This window comes from Salmonella sp. SA15303 (genome assembly GCF_029962125.1).
In the GTDB taxonomy this organism is placed as follows: domain Bacteria; phylum Pseudomonadota; class Gammaproteobacteria; order Enterobacterales; family Enterobacteriaceae; genus Salmonella; species Salmonella enterica.
Window position 1 is genome coordinate 3451908 of the sequence record NZ_CP123924.1, and the last position, 15890, is coordinate 3467797.

The window sequence follows — 15890 nt, forward strand, 5'->3', positions numbered from 1 at the left end:
TGCCGGACGGCCCGATGCGCGCAGCGCCATCGGGCAAGCCAGATTAGCGATCCCAGTACGACTCTTCCAGGCTGTCCTCACGTTCCGGCAGCCCGCGTGTCAGACGCGGAGAATGCTGGTTCAGTACCTGATAACTGACACGGTTAGCATATTTACACACCTGCGCCAGCGACGAATAGGTCAGCCAGGTAAATTTGTGCTTACTGGAGTTCGGTACGTTGCTACGATGGTAACTGTTCGCCGTAATATCGTGCAGCAGCGCCGCCAGCGCGCCATCGCCCGCGCCGTTGGTGTTCATGATTTTTTCCGGCCCGCCCATATACGGCGCAATATGCGAATAAACGCGCAGCGGATTAATACAATCTTTATGGCGCATTGCCCGGCTAAATTCATACTGGTTAAATTCAGCAATAGCTCCCGGTAGCAGCGGATGCTGGGTTTTACGTTTTGCTTCCTCTTCGGTGAAGCCCGCCATATATAACCCTATCGGCCCGGCGGTGCATAACACCAGGTCGACCCAGTCCAGCGCCTTATCCGCCGCCAGCAGCGGGTCGTTTTCGCCGGTCAGCGCTTCCGCTTCTTCTTCATTCATTGCCAGAATCGAGACATTCTCTTTGAGAAACGCCTGCCACCACTGCGGATTATCGGCGATCACAAATTTGGTGCCCAGCGTCATGACAACCGGCACGTTATGCTTTTTCGCGTATTCGATCGCTTTCATCGTCGCGTCAGGCATCGGTTCGCCAGGCTTACAGCGCACCAGATATGAGGTCAACACCAGCGCGGAAGCGCCAGCGATCACCGCTTCCGGAATACTTTCCGCCCGTAACTGATTCATATGGCCGGGGCTGATAGCGAAGGTACGCTCGCCGGATTCGCCAATCAGCGTGAAACAGCGGCCAATCGGGCCATCTACCGCTTGCAGATAATTCAGGTCGGTACGGCTGGAAGTATTACACAGGTAGCGATAAGCGTAGCTGCCAATCTCAATGTTGCTGCACATCACGCCCAGTAACACCGAACGGTCATCCGCCAGTACCGAGTAATTATGCATCGTATTGCCTATAGTGCCGCCAGCAAACTGATGGGTGATCAAATTTTCCCGCGTCAGTTCCTGATACAGCTTCTCCGCCACCTCGTCTTCTATCACCAGAGAATGCCCGGCGCTTAATCCATAGCGTGTAATAAAATCGTCATCCACTTTCGCCTCAATATCCACCAACGTCTGGTCGATACCGACGACCCAGGAGGCGTTGGTTTCCTGTTCTGGCTGAATTTGTTGCAACAACGGGTCACGCGCATTGACGGGAAAATAGTGTTTGGATTTACGTTTACCGGGAAATTTCATGATTGTGCTTACGGATGAATAACGGAGCGCTGCATGGTAGCACATTCCCCCTGCTGCGCGCGACGGACGATGGCGTTTCAATATCGGACGACGAGATCGCAGTTTCTCCAGCCGCGTTTTTTACAATGGTTCACTTTCACAAGGAGCGTTTTATGAAGCCGGAAAATAAAATTCCCGTACTCACCCGACTGTCAGACGAAATGACAGCCGTCGTAAACTTCCAGCAACCAGGCCTTCCCCCCTGGCCTGCCGATGGCGATATTGAGACCCAGCGTCAGTATTATCTTCTTGAGCGCCGTTTCTGGAATGCCGACGCGCCGTCCATGACCACCCGCACCTGCGCCGTCCCTACGCCTTATGGCGATGTAACAACCCGGCTCTACTCGCCGCAGCCGACCAGCCAGGCCACCTTATACTATCTGCACGGCGGCGGATTTATCCTCGGTAACCTGGATACGCATGACCGGATAATGCGTCTGCTGGCGCGTTATACCGGCTGCACCGTGATCGGCATTGATTATTCGCTGTCGCCGCAAGCGCGTTATCCACAGGCCATTGAAGAAACCGTCGCGGTATGCAGCTACTTCTCTCAACATGCCGATGAATACTCGCTCAACGTGGAGAAAATCGGTTTCGCCGGAGATTCCGCAGGCGCCATGCTGGCGCTTGCCAGCGCGCTCTGGCTACGTGATAAGCACATTCGCTGCGGTAACGTTATCGCGATTCTGTTGTGGTATGGGCTGTATGGGTTGCAAGATTCGGTAAGCCGCCGTCTGTTCGGCGGCGCGTGGGACGGCCTGACGCGTGAAGATCTGGACATGTACGAAAAGGCCTATCTGCGTAACGATGAAGATCGGGAATCGCCCTGGTATTGTCTGTTTAATAACGATCTCACGCGCGATGTGCCGCCCTGCTTTATTGCCAGCGCGGAGTTTGATCCGCTCATTGATGACAGCCGCTTGCTGCACCAGACATTACAGGCGCACCAGCAGCCCTGCGAATACAAAATGTATCCCGGCACGCTGCACGCCTTTCTGCACTATTCGCGAATGATGACAATCGCCGACGATGCCTTGCAGGACGGCGCACGCTTCTTTATGGCGAGGATGAAGACGCCGCGTTAACGGTACGGCGCCGTGAGTTTCAGCATCATATCAATATGTTCCGGCGTCGCGTTCAGCGCCGGAATGTACGCATATTTTTTACCGCCCGCTTCAAGGAAAATCTCGCGGTTCTGTTCCGCTATCTCTTCCAGCGTCTCCAGACAATCCGCGGCAAATCCCGGACACATAACCTGAATATGGCCAGTCCCCTTTTCACCCAACATTTTTAGCGTTTCATCGGTGTACGGCGTCAGCCACGGTTCACGGCCAAAGCGCGACTGGAACGTCATCATTACCTTTTCCGGCGGCAGTCCCAATGCGGAAACCAGTTCGCGCGTGGTATCGCGGCAGCGCTGCGGATAGTCATCGCCTTCATCCGCATAACGTTGTGGAATGCCGTGATAGGAGAGCAGAAGCACATCGGGCTCGCCGTGCCTGGCGAACGACTCACGCGCGCTTTTCGCCAGCGCATCGATATAAGCGCCGTCATCCGCGTAATCGCGAATAAATGAGATACCGGGAATACGACGTTTACGCGCCAGTATCCGCCCCAGTTCGTCCCAGACTGCGCCCACCGTTGAGCAAGAGTATTGCGGGTACAACGGCAGCACGACGATATGGTCGACGTCGCTTGCTAACAGTTCATCGACAGCGCTTTCCAGCGAGGGCGAGCCGTAGCTCATCCCCAGCGCGACGGGCGTATCTGGCAACCGCGCGGCCAGCGCCTGTTGCTGTTCGCGGCTATATACCATGAGCGGCGAACCGCCATCCATCCAGATAGATTGATAGAGTTTCGCGACGCGCGGCGAACGCAGCGGTAAAATAACGCCACGCAGCAGCGGCCACCACAGCAGACGAGGAGTATCCACCACGCGTCTGTCGCTTAAAAATTGTTTCAGGTAACGCTTTACCGCTTCAGGAGTTGGGGCATCTGGCGTGCCAAGGTTAGCCAGCAGGATACCGGTTTTCGTCTGACGCATTGCCGCCTCTTATCTATTCAAATTGTTGATAATTGTAGCGGAAAAGCGATAAAGAAGAACTAATTGCTGCGAGAGGTAAGACGAGAATTTGCCGAATGGCGCTAACGATGCCAGTAGGCCGGATAAGGCGTTCAGGCCGCCATCCGGCACCGATTGCCTGATGGCGTTACGCTTATCAGGCTTGCGGGATAACAGCAGGCCTGATAAGTGCTTCACTACGCGAAAAAATTAACCGAGGATTTTTTCCAGCGCTGCGCGCACGTCGGCAACGGCCTGCGTACCGTCAACTTTAGCGTATTTGGTGTTGCCCGCTTCCGCTTCTTTCTGGTAGTAGCCAATCAGCGGCGCGGTCATCTGATGATATTCCACCAGACGTTTGCGAACGGTCTCTTCCTGATCGTCTTTACGGGTGGTCAGATCTTCGCCGGTGACGTCATCTTTGCCTTCCACTTTCGGCGGATTAAACTTAACGTGGTAAACGCGGCCAGAGGCGGCGTGTACGCGACGACCCACAATACGGTCAACGATCAGTTCGTCCGGTACGTCGAATTCCAGCACGTAATCCACGACAATACCCGCTTCTTTCATCGCGTCAGCCTGCGGGATCGTGCGCGGGAAACCGTCCAGCAGAAAACCGTTACGGCAGTCTTCCTGGGCGATACGCTCTTTAACCAGCGCAATCACCAGTTCATCGGTCACCAGTTTACCGGCGTCCATGATATCTTTCGCCTGTTTGCCCAACTCGGAGCCTGATTTCACTGCGGCGCGCAGCATATCGCCAGTGGAGATTTGCGGAATACCATATTTCTCCATGATGAACTGAGCCTGAGTTCCTTTACCCGCGCCCGGAGCGCCAAGCAGAATAATACGCATTACGAAAATCCCCTCAAAGGTTGTCGATATTTTTTAAAAAGCGCTAAACGATACCACCATCACGCATTTCGCTCAAGGAAGCCGCCTGATGCTGAAACGGTTAACGAAGAGAAATCCAGAAAAGAGAAGGTATTATAAAAAATGCCGGATGGCGCTGGCGCTTATCCGGCCTACAAACAGTACTCGCCGTAGGCCGGATAAGACGCTTCGCGTCGCCATCCGGCAGTCAGATGAGCGTTATCAGGACACCAGCAACTGGTTCATACGGCGGATAAACTGGTTCGGATCTTCCAGCGTACCGCGTTCAGCGAACAGCGCCTGATCCAGCAGCAGCTCAACCCACTCTTTAAACTGCGCTTCATCCTTGGTATCGGCAGTGCGTTTAACCAGCACATGATCCGGGTTGAGCTCAAAGATGTATTTCACTTCCGGCACGGACTGACCAGCCGCGGCGAACAGTTTCGCCATCTGGGTGCTCATTTCATCCGCATCGGTGGTGACAATCGCCGGCGTGTCGGTTAAACGGTGCGTCAGACGCACGTCTTTCACGCGATCGCCCAGCAGGGTTTTGACACGCTCCACAAACGGCTCAAGCGCCTTTTCCGCTTCTTTCGCGTTTTCGTCGACTTCATCCGCCAGTTTTTCGATGGATTCATCGGCTTTAGCGACCGACTGGAATGCTTTACCGTCAAACTCGGTCAGGTAGTTCATCATCCACTCGTCGATGCGATCGGAGAGCAGCAGCACTTCGATGCCTTTCTTACGCAGCAGTTCCAGGTGCGGGCTGTTTTTCGCCGCCGCATAGCTGTCTGCGGTGATGTAGTAGATTTTTTCCTGCCCTTCTTTCATCCGGGAGACGTAATCTTCCAGCGACACGGTCTGGGCGGAAGAGTCGGTATGGGTGGAGGCAAAGCGCAACAGTTTAGCGATCGCTTCCTGGTTGGCGTGATCTTCCGCCGGGCCTTCTTTCAGCACCAGACCGAACTGTTTCCAGAAGGTTTGGTATTTTTCCGCGTCGTCTTTCGCCAGTTTTTCCAGCATTTGCAGGACGCGTTTGGTCAGAGCGCTACGCAGATTACGCGTTACCGTGCTGTCCTGCAGGATTTCACGGGAGACGTTCAACGGCAGGTCATTAGAATCAATCAGGCCGCGCACGAAACGCAGATAGTTCGGCATGAACTGCTCGGCATCGTCCATAATGAACACGCGCTGTACGTACAGCTTCAGACCATGTTTGTGATCGCGGTTCCACAGATCCCACGGCGCCTGCGACGGGATATACAGCAGGCTGGTGTACTCCTGCTTACCTTCCACGCGGTTGTGGCTCCAGGTCAGCGGATCGGTGAAATCATGCGCGATGTGCTTGTAAAACTCGTTGTACTCGTCGTCTTTAATTTCCGACTTGTTACGGGTCCACAACGCCTGGGCCTTGTTGATTTTCTCCCAGGAAATCACGGTTTCGCCGTCTTTTTCTTCCCGTTTTTCAATCTCTACCGGCAATGCGATGTGATCGGAATATTTGCTGATAATCGAGCGTACGCGCCAGTCATCGAGGAATTCATCTTCGCCTTCACGCAGGTGTAAGGTGATTTCCGTACCACGGTCATTTTTGGTGATATCGGCAACGGTGTATTCGCCTTCGCCTGCCGATTCCCAGAACACGCCATTTTCCGGCTTGTCGCCTGCCGCACGAGTACGTACGGTCACTTTATCGGCCACAATAAACGCGGAGTAGAAGCCTACGCCAAACTGACCGATGAGCTGGCTATCTTTCGCCTGATCGGACCCCATTGATTCGAGGAAAGATTTGGTGCCGGACTTGGCAATGGTGCCTAAGTGGTCAATCACCTCATCACGATTCATCCCCACGCCGTTATCGGCAATGGTCAACGTACGCTTATCTTTATCGAAAGAGACGCGCACACGCAGCTCGCCATCTCCTTCATACAGATCCGGGTTTGACAGAGCGCGGAAACGCAGCTTGTCCGCCGCATCTGAGGCGTTAGAGATGAGTTCACGCAGGAAGATTTCTTTATTGGAATAAAGAGAATGGATCATCAGGTGCAGAAGCTGTTTAACTTCTGACTGAAAACCACGCGTTTCTTGTCCTTTCATGTGGATAGACCTCAACAATGCCATTTTTAATGGTAAAAATACGTTGAGGGTGAGATGGGGACAAGCGGGTGTGATTTCAAGCGGAGGCCGCGAATGCCGCCTCCGTTTGTTCAGAAAATAATCTTATGGCGTCCCGCCAGCGAGTGGGACAGCGTCGTACCGTCGACCATCTCCAGTTCGCCGCCAACCGGCACGCCGTGGGCGATACGACTGGCTTCGACGCCGGCCTCCGCGCACAGCTCGGCAATATAGTTCGCGGTAGCCTCCCCTTCAACCGTCGGGTTGGTCGCGAGGATCAGCTCACTGATTTTTTCTGACGCCAGCCGCTGTTCCAGACGATCAAGACCGATATCATCCGGCCCGATGCCGTCCAGCGGCGACAGGTGGCCCATCAGCACGAAATACCGCCCGGAAAATTGCCCGGTCTGCTCAATGGCGTAGATATCCGCAGGACTCTCCACCACGCAAATCTGGCCGTTTTCCTGACGCCGCGGGTTCGAGCAGATATTACAAACATCCTGCTCGGTAAAGGTGCGGCAGTCGGCGCAGTGGCCGATTTCCGACATCGCCCGAGTCAGCGCCTGCGCCAGGCGCATTCCGCCGCTGCGATCGCGCTGCAACAGGGTAAACGCCATCCGCTGCGCCGACTTAGGGCCAACGCCCGGAAGGCAGCGCAACGCTTCCATAAGCTGAGTTAACAGCGGACTGGTTTGCATCAGAATGGCATCTTAAAGCCTGGCGGCAGTTGCATACCGGAAGAGACGGAAGCCATCTTCTCTTTTTGCGTCTCTTCAATGCGGCGCGCCGCATCGTTGAAGGCCGCAGCGACCAGATCTTCCAGCATCTCTTTGTCATCTTCCAGCAGGCTTGGGTCAATTTCCACGCGGCGGCAGTTATGCGCGCCGTTGATGGTAACCTTCACCAGACCCGCGCCGGATTCGCCGGTCACTTCCAGCTGCGCAATCTCTTCCTGCATTTTCTGCATTTTTTCCTGCATCTGCTGGGCCTGTTTCATCAGATTGCCCAGACCGCCTTTTCCAAACATAAGCTCTCTCTCTTGATGGTTCACAATCGCAAGCCGGGCTTACGATCAAATGGGGCGGATACTCTCTTCATCCAGCTCGGCGTCGAAGAATCGACGCAGCGTCTGAATGTTATTATCCGCAATAATTGACTCACGCGCTTGCGCGAGTTTCTCTTCATAAATGGCCTGACGCCATTCCAGCGGCGTACGCACCGCGGGATTATCATCTTCAACGATGGTCAGTTCAACCGTCGTTCCCGTCAGATCGCTGAGCGCTTGCGCCAGCTTTTGCTGCGCGCCGCTGGAATTGAGGTGCCGCTGCGTCGAACGCAGATGCAGACAAACCGCGTTGCCGTTCTGCTCCTTCCAGGCATTAAGCGCCACCTGCTCCACCAGCTTAGGCAAAGAAAGCTGGCTTACCTGCGCCGCCCACGGATCGCGCTCAATCGCTTCCGCCGCCAGTTTAGCCGCCAGCTCCGGCGTTTTTTCATGCTCCAGAGCTTTCTTAAGCGCTTTTGGCGTAGCCACCACTTCTTTGGTTTGTACTACCGGCGTGGTGGCCTTCCAGCGATAAGCCTCTTTCTTTACTGGCGCCGTTTCCAGCGCGGACGGCGCCGGGCGCGCCTGTACGCGCTCCGAAACCGAGGCCAGCCGCTCCAGCGCAGAGTTATTCACCGGCCGCGCGCGGGATGCGGCTGCCGGTTCACTCTTTTTTGTTTTGGTTACTCCCTGCGCGCGCTGTAGCTGATTGCGCGCCGCCAGCACCTGACTGGTAGACGCCGGCAGCGGCGCTGGCGATGTCTGCGGCGCGGGCGCCGACGGCTGCTGCAGCTGCGGCGGCGTCATTACCGCCGTTGGGGCCACGGGCGCAAAAGACTGCCGCGGCGTTTCAGGCTCCGGCAAGGGCATACGCGGGTGAAACGCCAGTGCACGCAGTAACGTCATTTCAACGCCCATCCGCCGGTCCGGCGCCCAGGGCAATTCTTTGCGACCAATCAACAACGTCTGATAATAGAGCTGAAGATCGCCGGGAGGCACCGTCCGGGCAAGTTCGCGCATCCGTTGCTCGATAGCCGCCATATCGCTGCCTAACGCGGCAGGCGAAAGTTGCACCATCGCAATACGGTGCAGCAGGCTAAGCATTTCGACCAGCAGCGCTTCCCATTCAATACCGCGCGCCGCCGCCTCGTTGATAAGCGACATGACGCGTTCGCCGTTAGCGTCAACCACCGCCTCAACTAATGACAAAGCCTGGTCGTCGTCCAGCGTACCGAGCATGGCGCTTACCGCCTGCGTCGAAACCTGCCCGTCGCCGCTGGCGATCGCCTGGTCAGTCAGACTTAATGCATCGCGCAGGCTGCCGTCAGCCGCACGCGATAACAACTGCAACGCGCGGGGTTCGTGAGCGATATGTTCCTCATTGAGAATATGCTCAAGCTGATGGCGAATCTGTTCAACATCCAGCGCTTTGAGATGAAACTGTAGGCAGCGCGACAAAATGGTCACCGGCAGCTTCTGCGGATCGGTGGTCGCCAGTAAAAATTTCACATGCGCTGGCGGTTCTTCAAGCGTTTTAAGTAGCGCATTAAAGCTGTGGCGCGACAGCATGTGGACTTCATCGATCAGATAGACTTTAAAGCGACCGCGCGCAGGCGCGTACTGGACGTTATCCAGCAGGTCGCGGGTGTCTTCGACTTTGGTACGCGATGCGGCGTCAATCTCAATGAGATCGACAAAACGCCCCTGCTCAATTTCCCGACAGTTATCGCAAACGCCGCACGGCGTCGCGGTAATACCGGTTTCGCAGTTCAGCCCCTTCGCCAGCAGCCGGGCGATAGAGGTTTTACCGACGCCGCGCGTGCCGGAAAAAAGATATGCGTGATGAATGCGCCCTAACGACAAGCCGTTCGCCAGTGCGGTCAGCACATGTTCCTGGCCGACGACGTCAGCAAAGGTTTGTGGGCGCCATTTTCTGGCTAAGACCTGATAACTCATTGGCAGGCTCTGAAACGCTGGAAGGTGGATTCATAGAAGGGTAATGCTAACACAACCTCGCCGATACAGCGAGGTTGTCTCTCTGGCTAAAATAGCAGTGCGAATAGCCTGAATCAATGCCCTGGAAACGGCACCAGGCTATAACAGGTAATCCCCTGCTTTTCCAGACGCTGCTCGCCGCCCAGATCGAACAAATTGATGATGAACGCCGCATCGGTGACTTTCCCGCCCAGACGACGGATCAGCTTCACGGTCGCCTCAATGGTGCCGCCAGTCGCCAGCAGATCGTCCACGACCAGCACGTTGTCGCCAGGTTTAATCGCGTCGACATGAATTTCCAGCTGATCGGTGCCGTACTCTAATTCATAGGTCTCGGCAATAGTTTCACGCGGTAATTTGCGCGGTTTACGTACCGGAACAAAACCAACGCCCAGCCCAAGCGCAACCGGCGCGCCAAACAGGAAGCCACGCGCTTCGGTGCCGACCACTTTGGTGATACCCGCATTTTTATAACGCTCAACCAACAATTCAATACTGAGCGCGTAGGCTTTCGGGTCTTCCAGTAAGCTGGTGACATCACGGAAAAGAATGCCCGGTTTCGGGTAATCCTGAATGCTTTTGATGCTGTTTTTGAGAAACTCAAGCTGCTGTGCAGTCGCGGTCATGGATATATGCCTGCTAAGTACGGTGTTACTCACGGCGCAATACTTTTCGGTCAGGGGTAACGCTCGGTTACTCTTTGACCGCCTGCGCCTGTGCTCGAAAACGGTCGAATTTACTGGCTGTGAACGACAATTGCAACAGCGATTCGTGTGCTTCAGCGCTTTTGTTGCTTTTCATCAATCACCGGTATCCGCCACATAAAAATCAGCAGACAGGCCAAAATAACCAACAGCAGCACCCGCACCCACATCATATTCACCAGCCACAGCGAAATACCAAAGGTCAGCAATATCAACGCGATCGCTCGCGGTTTCGCTCCCGGCGGCATGGCCCGATAGCGCTGCCAGTGGCGCAGATAACCGCCAAACCATGAGCGGTATAACAACCAGGCATGGAAACGAGGCGACGAGCGGGCGAAACACCAGGCCGCCAGTAAAATGAACGGCGTAGTCGGCAACAGGGGCAAAACCACGCCCAATGTCCCTAATACTACCGCCAGCCAGCCAATGATGATTAAAATAGTACGTTGCATAATGCGAATCGTTATCAAACAGAAGGCTACTGTAGCACAGCCTGTCTTATTTTCATCGGGGTGTTGAATTGAAAACCGCTATGCTGTTACAGACGCTGGAAGAGAGGCTGGCGACGCTACGCCAACGCTGCGCGCCGCTGGCGCAACATGCGACGTTAAGCGCGCGCTTTGACCGACACCTTTTCCGTACCCGCAGTACTCTGTTGCAGGGATATCTGGAAGAGGCAGGCGCCAATCTCGTCGCGTTGCGTCAGGCGGTAAAACATGAGCAACTGCCGCAAGTCGCCTGGCTGGCGGAACATCTGGCTTCGCAACTGGAGGCGATATCGCGTGAAACCGCCGCCTGGTCGCTGCGCCAGTGGGACGCCGCCGCGCCAGGGCTTGGCCGTTGGCAGCGCAGACGAATACAGCATCAGGAGTTTGAACGTCGACTACTGGCGATGACACAGGAGCGCAAAATTCGTCTGGCGCAGGCGACCGGCCTTGTCGAACAACAAACGCTGCAAAAGGAAGTCGAGATCTATGAAGGACGGCTGGCGCGTTGCCGACATGCGCTGGAGAAAATAGAAAACGTACTGGCGCGTTTAACCCGCTAACCCTGGAGAAAGTATGTCGCTTGAAAATGCCCCTGATGAAGTCAAACTGGCCGTGGATTTAATTGTGCTGCTTGAAGAGAATCGCTTACCGGCACGAACGGTGCTACGCGCGCTGGAAATAGTTATGCGTGATTATGAAAACAAGTTAAAAAGTACGGAAGACGACTCGCAAACAGAGTAATTGCCCGCTGGTTTGTCCTCGTTGTCGCTGACAGAGTGGTCGCTACAGTCAGGCAACAAAGGACGGGGCATGGAACGTCTACCCACCACGCCGCACGATGCGGTATTTCGACAGATGCTGATGCAAAAAGAGGTCGCCCGCGACTTTCTGGCTATCCACATGCCAGAAGACTTTCTTGCAATCTGCGATCTGGATTCACTGAAGCTGGAGTCGGGGAGTTTTGTTGAAGACAATTTACGCAGCCGCTATTCAGATATTCTCTACTCTCTGCATACCCAACACGGCCCCGGGTATGTTTACGCGCTCATTGAACATCAGAGCAAATCAGACCGGCTGATGGCTTTTCGCCTGATGCGTTACGCCATTGCCGCCATGCAGCGTCATCTGGATGCCGGTCATGATACCTTGCCGCTGGTGGTACCAATCCTTTTTTATCACGGTCCGGAAAGCCCGTGGCCCTATAGCCTTAACTGGCATAATATGTTTGTGAAACCGGATATGGCGAAGGCCTTATACAGCCGCGATTTTGCGCTGGTCGACCTGACGACAATGCCGGATAATCAGCTTTTGCAGCATCGGCGGATAGCGATGTTAGAGCTCCTGCAAAAACATATTCGTCAACGCGATTTAAGCGAACTGCTCGACCCCCTTATCACGCTTTTAACGCAGGATCATTTGACGGACGCGCAGCTCAGTGTGCTGATCAACTATATGTTGAAAGCAGGAAACGCCGCAGAACCCGGGGCGCTAATTCGTCAACTGGCGCAGGGCGCGCCGCAGTATAAGGAACAACTGATGACAATAGCGGAATGGCTGGAAGAAAAAGGCCGAACGGAAGGGTTGCAAAAGGGCCTGCAAAAAGGCCTTGAGCAAGGGTTAGCACAAGGCCGTGAGGCCGAAGCGCGCGCTATTGCCCGCAAAATGCTTGCCAACGGGCTGGAACCCGGGCTCATCGCCAGCGTCACCGGCATTACGCCGGAAGAGCTTTCTACGCTTTCGCATTAGCGGCGCCGCGCGCACTCATAAAGCGCGCGGCCCACCGCCTTTTAGCTTGCCGTAGGTGCCAGATCGCCGCCGTTGAGATCGCGCTTCACTTCAGTGACTTCGTCGCCCTTCGCGTTATGCAGATGCACCTCAAGCTGGTTAAAGGCGATATTGATATCATTTTCACGGCACAGTCGATCGATCGCGCGGTTCAGTTCATCCACCGTATGGCTACGATCGCGCAATTCACGCACGTACAGACGCAGTTCATGATCCAGAGTGCTGGCGCCAAAGGTGGTGAAGAATACGGCAGGTTCCGGATCGTGCATCACCTTCGGATGCTCCATCGCCGCCTGTAGCAAGACTCTTTTCACTTTCTCCAGATCCGAGCCATAAGCCACGCCAAGCCGGATCACCAGACGTGTCGTGGTATCGGAGAGGGACCAGTTAATTAGCCGCTCCGTTACGAACGCTTTGTTCGGAATGATCACTTCTTTACGATCAAAATCGGTAATAGTGGTGGCGCGAATACGAATCTTACTGACCGTGCCGGAGTAGGTGCCGATCGTTACCGTATCGCCAATGCGTACCGGACGTTCGAAGAGGATGATTAAACCCGAGACAAAGTTACCGAAGATCTCCTGTAGCCCAAAGCCGAGACCCACCGACAACGCCGCCGCCAGCCACTGGAGTTTATCCCACGAGACGCCGAGCGATCCGAATACTGTCATCGCGCCAACAGCGATAATGACGTAGTTAAGGATCGTGGTGATCGCATACGAAGCCCCCTGGCGCATATTCAGGCGTGAAAGCACCAGCACTTCCAGCAGGCCGGGTAAGTTGCGGATGAGCGCCCAGGCCACCATCGCGGCAATAATGGCAAATAGCAAGCTGCCCATCGTCACGCTTTTCACCACCGCAGCGCCAGCTTCGGAGCCGTTGTAGTGCCACAGCGTAATGCTATCAAGATAGCTGAATACGGTGATCAAATCGGACCAAATCGCCCAGAACATAACGCCAAACAGGGCAAGCATTAGCAGCATCGTGATACGTAATGTTTGCTGGTTAATCTGCTCCAGCGCGATGGTGGGTTCTTCCTGTGGCTCCGCGCCTTCCGCACCCTCTTTTACCAGGTTCTGACGACGAGCCAGCGCGCGTCGCCAGGCAATCCGGCGCGCCGCTACACTTAACCCGCGCAGCACCGTTTGATAAAGCAGGTTCCAGATAATGACCAGATAGACGGTTTCAATCCAGCGCCCCGCCAGGCGCAGGGTGGTATAGAAATAGCCGGTCGCCGTTAATACCATTAACGCCACTGGAATAATGGAAAGAATCGTCACGGTCACCAGTCGAATGCCGTGAGATTCTTTATCGCGCCAGCTTTCCCGGCACAGTGGCCACACCAGCAATGTTATGACCAGCAGATTGAGGAAAATAACCGCCTGCCCCAGCACGTCATCCATCAGATTCAGCGGCGACAACTCCGCCACCACAGACCAAAAGTGCAGCGGCAGCAATGCGAGGCTAATGCGTACAATCTGGCGACGCCAGTGGCTGGTCAACTGCGCCGGCATACCAAAATGGCGTATCGCCACGCCCTCTTTTTCCAGCACCTTCCAGCACAGCCCAAAGACCAGCCAGAACATCGCGAGCTTTTTACTAAAGGCCCAGAGCAGATCGCTGATATTTAGCTGCATGGTCAGCAGGATCAGTCCAAGCGCGAGGATAATCAGGCACACCGGCAGCGCGCGGATCAGATCGATCAGAATAGCTTTTGGCGTATTGAGCTGACTATCGTTACGCAGCGATCCCACGGCGGCGGCCAGCTTCTGTTGATACGCTTTTAACCATTTCAGACGCCAGCGGATTAAACCGGCGATGAGCAAGAGCGGCAACCCGGCCAAAAAAGCAATAAATACCGCGGGCCAGGCTTTTTGCCAGTTCACCGTGATTTTCATGGCGCTGAATTGCTCTTTTAACGTTTGGGGGAACGCTTTAAGCCAGTCCCAGTCCATAGGGCGGTTACTGTTCACCCAAAAAATCTGCTGCGTCAAAATGGCTTTCAGATTTTTCGAGACGCTCATCAACTGCTGCTGGTTAACTTGCAGGTTAATCGCCATCATCAGCTGGTTACCCAACTGTTTATTTAGCTGATCCAATAGCTCACGGCGCATCTCCACCACCTGAAGCAACGCATCATGAACTTCATCATTCACCTCGCTGGTATGCCCCTCCTCCAGCTTGTCGACAAAGGCATCGCTTTGGAATAAGGCATCACGCTGCTGGTTGATTTCAAACTGCTCCAGACGCAAATCCGCAATGCGGTTGGTCATATCTTCGAGTTCGTCGGCGGAGGGCAGAGTTTGCTGCTGTTGATAAAGAATACGCGACAGCAACAGGCTGCCTTTTAAGACGGCAATCTGTTCTTTGATATTTCTTTCCGACTGCAGCGCGCGATCGAGCCAGTTTTTTACTTTAATGTTTTGCTGCATCAACATATTGCCGTTTTCGGTCGCGACAATCAGACGCTGGCTGAGTTGATGGTTAATATCCAGTTCCTGTTTTACCAGCGGGTTTGCCTGGATACGCGCCGTTTCGTCCGGCGAAATGGCCTCCTGGGCCGTTTTTTCCGTTAGCGTAAGTCGTTTACTGTTGACCGCCTCCTGTAAAAGTTGAAGCTGATGTTCAAGGCGATTACTGTTGGCCGTCACGTAATCCCGCTGTTTTTGCAGGGTGTCCTGCAAAACGGTATTTCCTTCAAGACTCTTGCGTTGCTGGTCGATCTGCGCATTAAGCAGCGCCTGTTGTGCCTGTAATAACACCTGTTGGCTGGGGCGAAGCGCAGCTTCGCCGACGTTATTGCCGTCAAGACGGTTACGGATTTGCTGTATTTGCTGTGAGGCGGTATACATGGCGTTTTGCACGCGCTCAGGCTGGGTCTGTAGCGAAACAAGCTGGCTGTTATAAGCGGCAAGATCGTTTTGCGAATTTTGCAAATCATCCAGTACCTGCGCCACGCGCAGCTCAAGCTGACGTAGCGAAAGCGCACTCAGCGTTTTTCGCATTTCATCATCATTATCGACGTCGCTCAGCGCATTCAACGCAGCCGTCGCCTGACGCATTTTTTCAGGCGCCTGCGCCACCTTCTGCCGTAGCTGTACGGTCTCCTCTTTCACCCGCTCGATTTTCTCCAGCGTAGCTAACGTATCAATAAGGTCCTGCTGGACGAGCTTATCCTGGGCGGAGAGATCTTTTTGCTTATTCAGCGTATCCAGCTGGTTTTGCACATCCGCTTTTGACGGCAGGTCGCCATTCGTTTGCCCCCGGGCAAATGCCAGAGACTGACAGGACAGCAGGATAATAAGGACGCTAATTGTAATAAAAACAAAATGCTGTGAACGTTTATAAAGCTGCAACATAGTCATGAGAATGAAGTGTCTGAACCGGCAAGCAGACCGGAAATAATTGAGTCGCAAGAATATCACGCCTGTAACAA

14 protein-coding genes and 1 other annotated feature are annotated in these 15890 nt (G+C 54.5%); of the genes, 4 read left to right on the forward strand and 10 right to left on the reverse strand.

What is annotated here, in order from left to right; genetic code table 11:
- Positions 1 to 43: 43 nt before the first annotated feature.
- Complete coding sequence (gsk, locus tag QEN31_RS17025) at positions 44 to 1348, reverse strand: inosine/guanosine kinase (RefSeq protein WP_000671592.1); 1305 nt, start codon at positions 1346 to 1348, stop codon at positions 44 to 46.
- A 152-nt stretch (positions 1349 to 1500) separates the two neighbouring features.
- Between gsk and aes the strand changes: the two genes are divergently transcribed.
- Positions 1501 to 2472 carry an acetyl esterase gene (aes, locus tag QEN31_RS17030; RefSeq protein WP_000801786.1) on the forward strand — a complete coding sequence of 324 codons (972 nt, stop codon included), beginning with the start codon at positions 1501 to 1503 and terminating at the stop codon, positions 2470 to 2472.
- On the opposite strand, the gene hemH is transcribed toward aes, so the two are convergent.
- The 8 genes from hemH to QEN31_RS17070 form a co-directional block, all read right to left on the reverse strand.
- Complete coding sequence (hemH, locus tag QEN31_RS17035) at positions 2469 to 3431, reverse strand: ferrochelatase (RefSeq protein ID WP_001250078.1); 963 nt, start codon at positions 3429 to 3431, stop codon at positions 2469 to 2471. The two genes, aes and hemH, sit on opposite strands and share 4 nt — an antisense overlap.
- 228 nt (positions 3432 to 3659) lie before the next feature.
- On the reverse strand, positions 3660 to 4304 hold the full coding sequence (adk, locus tag QEN31_RS17040; protein ID WP_001220237.1) for an adenylate kinase: 645 nt from the start codon (positions 4302 to 4304) through the stop codon (positions 3660 to 3662).
- Positions 4305 to 4544: 240 nt separating this feature from the next.
- The gene (gene htpG, locus QEN31_RS17045; protein WP_001520210.1) at positions 4545 to 6419 is read right to left on the reverse strand and encodes a molecular chaperone HtpG; all 1875 of its coding nucleotides are present in this window, start codon (positions 6417 to 6419) and stop codon (positions 4545 to 4547) included.
- Positions 6420 to 6529: 110 nt separating this feature from the next.
- Positions 6530 to 7135 (reverse strand): recombination mediator RecR, encoded by a 606-nt coding sequence (gene recR, locus QEN31_RS17050; protein ID WP_001195023.1) that lies wholly within the window; start codon positions 7133 to 7135, stop codon positions 6530 to 6532.
- The gene (locus QEN31_RS17055; protein WP_000467098.1) at positions 7135 to 7464 is read right to left on the reverse strand and encodes a YbaB/EbfC family nucleoid-associated protein; all 330 of its coding nucleotides are present in this window, start codon (positions 7462 to 7464) and stop codon (positions 7135 to 7137) included. Before QEN31_RS17055 ends, recR begins: the two co-directional genes overlap by 1 nt.
- Positions 7465 to 7509: 45 nt before the next feature.
- Entirely contained in the window at positions 7510 to 9438 is a 1929-nt protein-coding gene (dnaX, locus tag QEN31_RS17060) for a DNA polymerase III subunit gamma/tau (protein ID WP_000121962.1), read from the reverse strand.
- Positions 8113 to 8177: a sequence feature (DnaX frameshifting element), on the reverse strand. Its footprint overlaps the gene before it by 65 nt.
- A 113-nt stretch (positions 9439 to 9551) precedes the next feature.
- On the reverse strand, positions 9552 to 10103 hold the full coding sequence (apt, locus tag QEN31_RS17065) for an adenine phosphoribosyltransferase (protein WP_000127350.1): 552 nt from the start codon (positions 10101 to 10103) through the stop codon (positions 9552 to 9554).
- Positions 10104 to 10255: 152 nt separating this feature from the next.
- The gene (locus QEN31_RS17070; protein ID WP_001189860.1) at positions 10256 to 10633 is read right to left on the reverse strand and encodes a DUF454 family protein; all 378 of its coding nucleotides are present in this window, start codon (positions 10631 to 10633) and stop codon (positions 10256 to 10258) included.
- A gap of 68 nt (positions 10634 to 10701) precedes the next feature.
- On the opposite strand from QEN31_RS17070, the gene priC reads away from it, so the two are divergent.
- The 3 genes from priC (at position 10702) to QEN31_RS17085 (ending at position 12415) form a co-directional block, all read left to right on the forward strand.
- Positions 10702 to 11229: a primosomal replication protein N'' gene (gene priC, locus QEN31_RS17075; RefSeq protein WP_001738050.1), complete on the forward strand. Its 528-nt coding sequence runs from the start codon at positions 10702 to 10704 to the stop codon at positions 11227 to 11229.
- A gap of 13 nt (positions 11230 to 11242) precedes the next feature.
- Positions 11243 to 11410 carry a pleiotropic regulatory protein RsmS gene (gene rsmS, locus QEN31_RS17080; RefSeq protein WP_000051161.1) on the forward strand — a complete coding sequence of 56 codons (168 nt, stop codon included), beginning with the start codon at positions 11243 to 11245 and terminating at the stop codon, positions 11408 to 11410.
- A 69-nt stretch (positions 11411 to 11479) separates the two neighbouring features.
- Complete coding sequence (locus QEN31_RS17085; RefSeq protein ID WP_000440523.1) at positions 11480 to 12415, forward strand: Rpn family recombination-promoting nuclease/putative transposase; 936 nt, start codon at positions 11480 to 11482, stop codon at positions 12413 to 12415.
- 41 nt (positions 12416 to 12456) lie between these two features.
- Here the strand turns inward: QEN31_RS17085 and mscK are convergent, their stop codons facing one another.
- On the reverse strand, positions 12457 to 15819 hold the full coding sequence (mscK, locus tag QEN31_RS17090; RefSeq protein WP_000178249.1) for a mechanosensitive channel MscK: 3363 nt from the start codon (positions 15817 to 15819) through the stop codon (positions 12457 to 12459).
- Between the last annotated feature and the right edge of the window lie 71 nt (positions 15820 to 15890).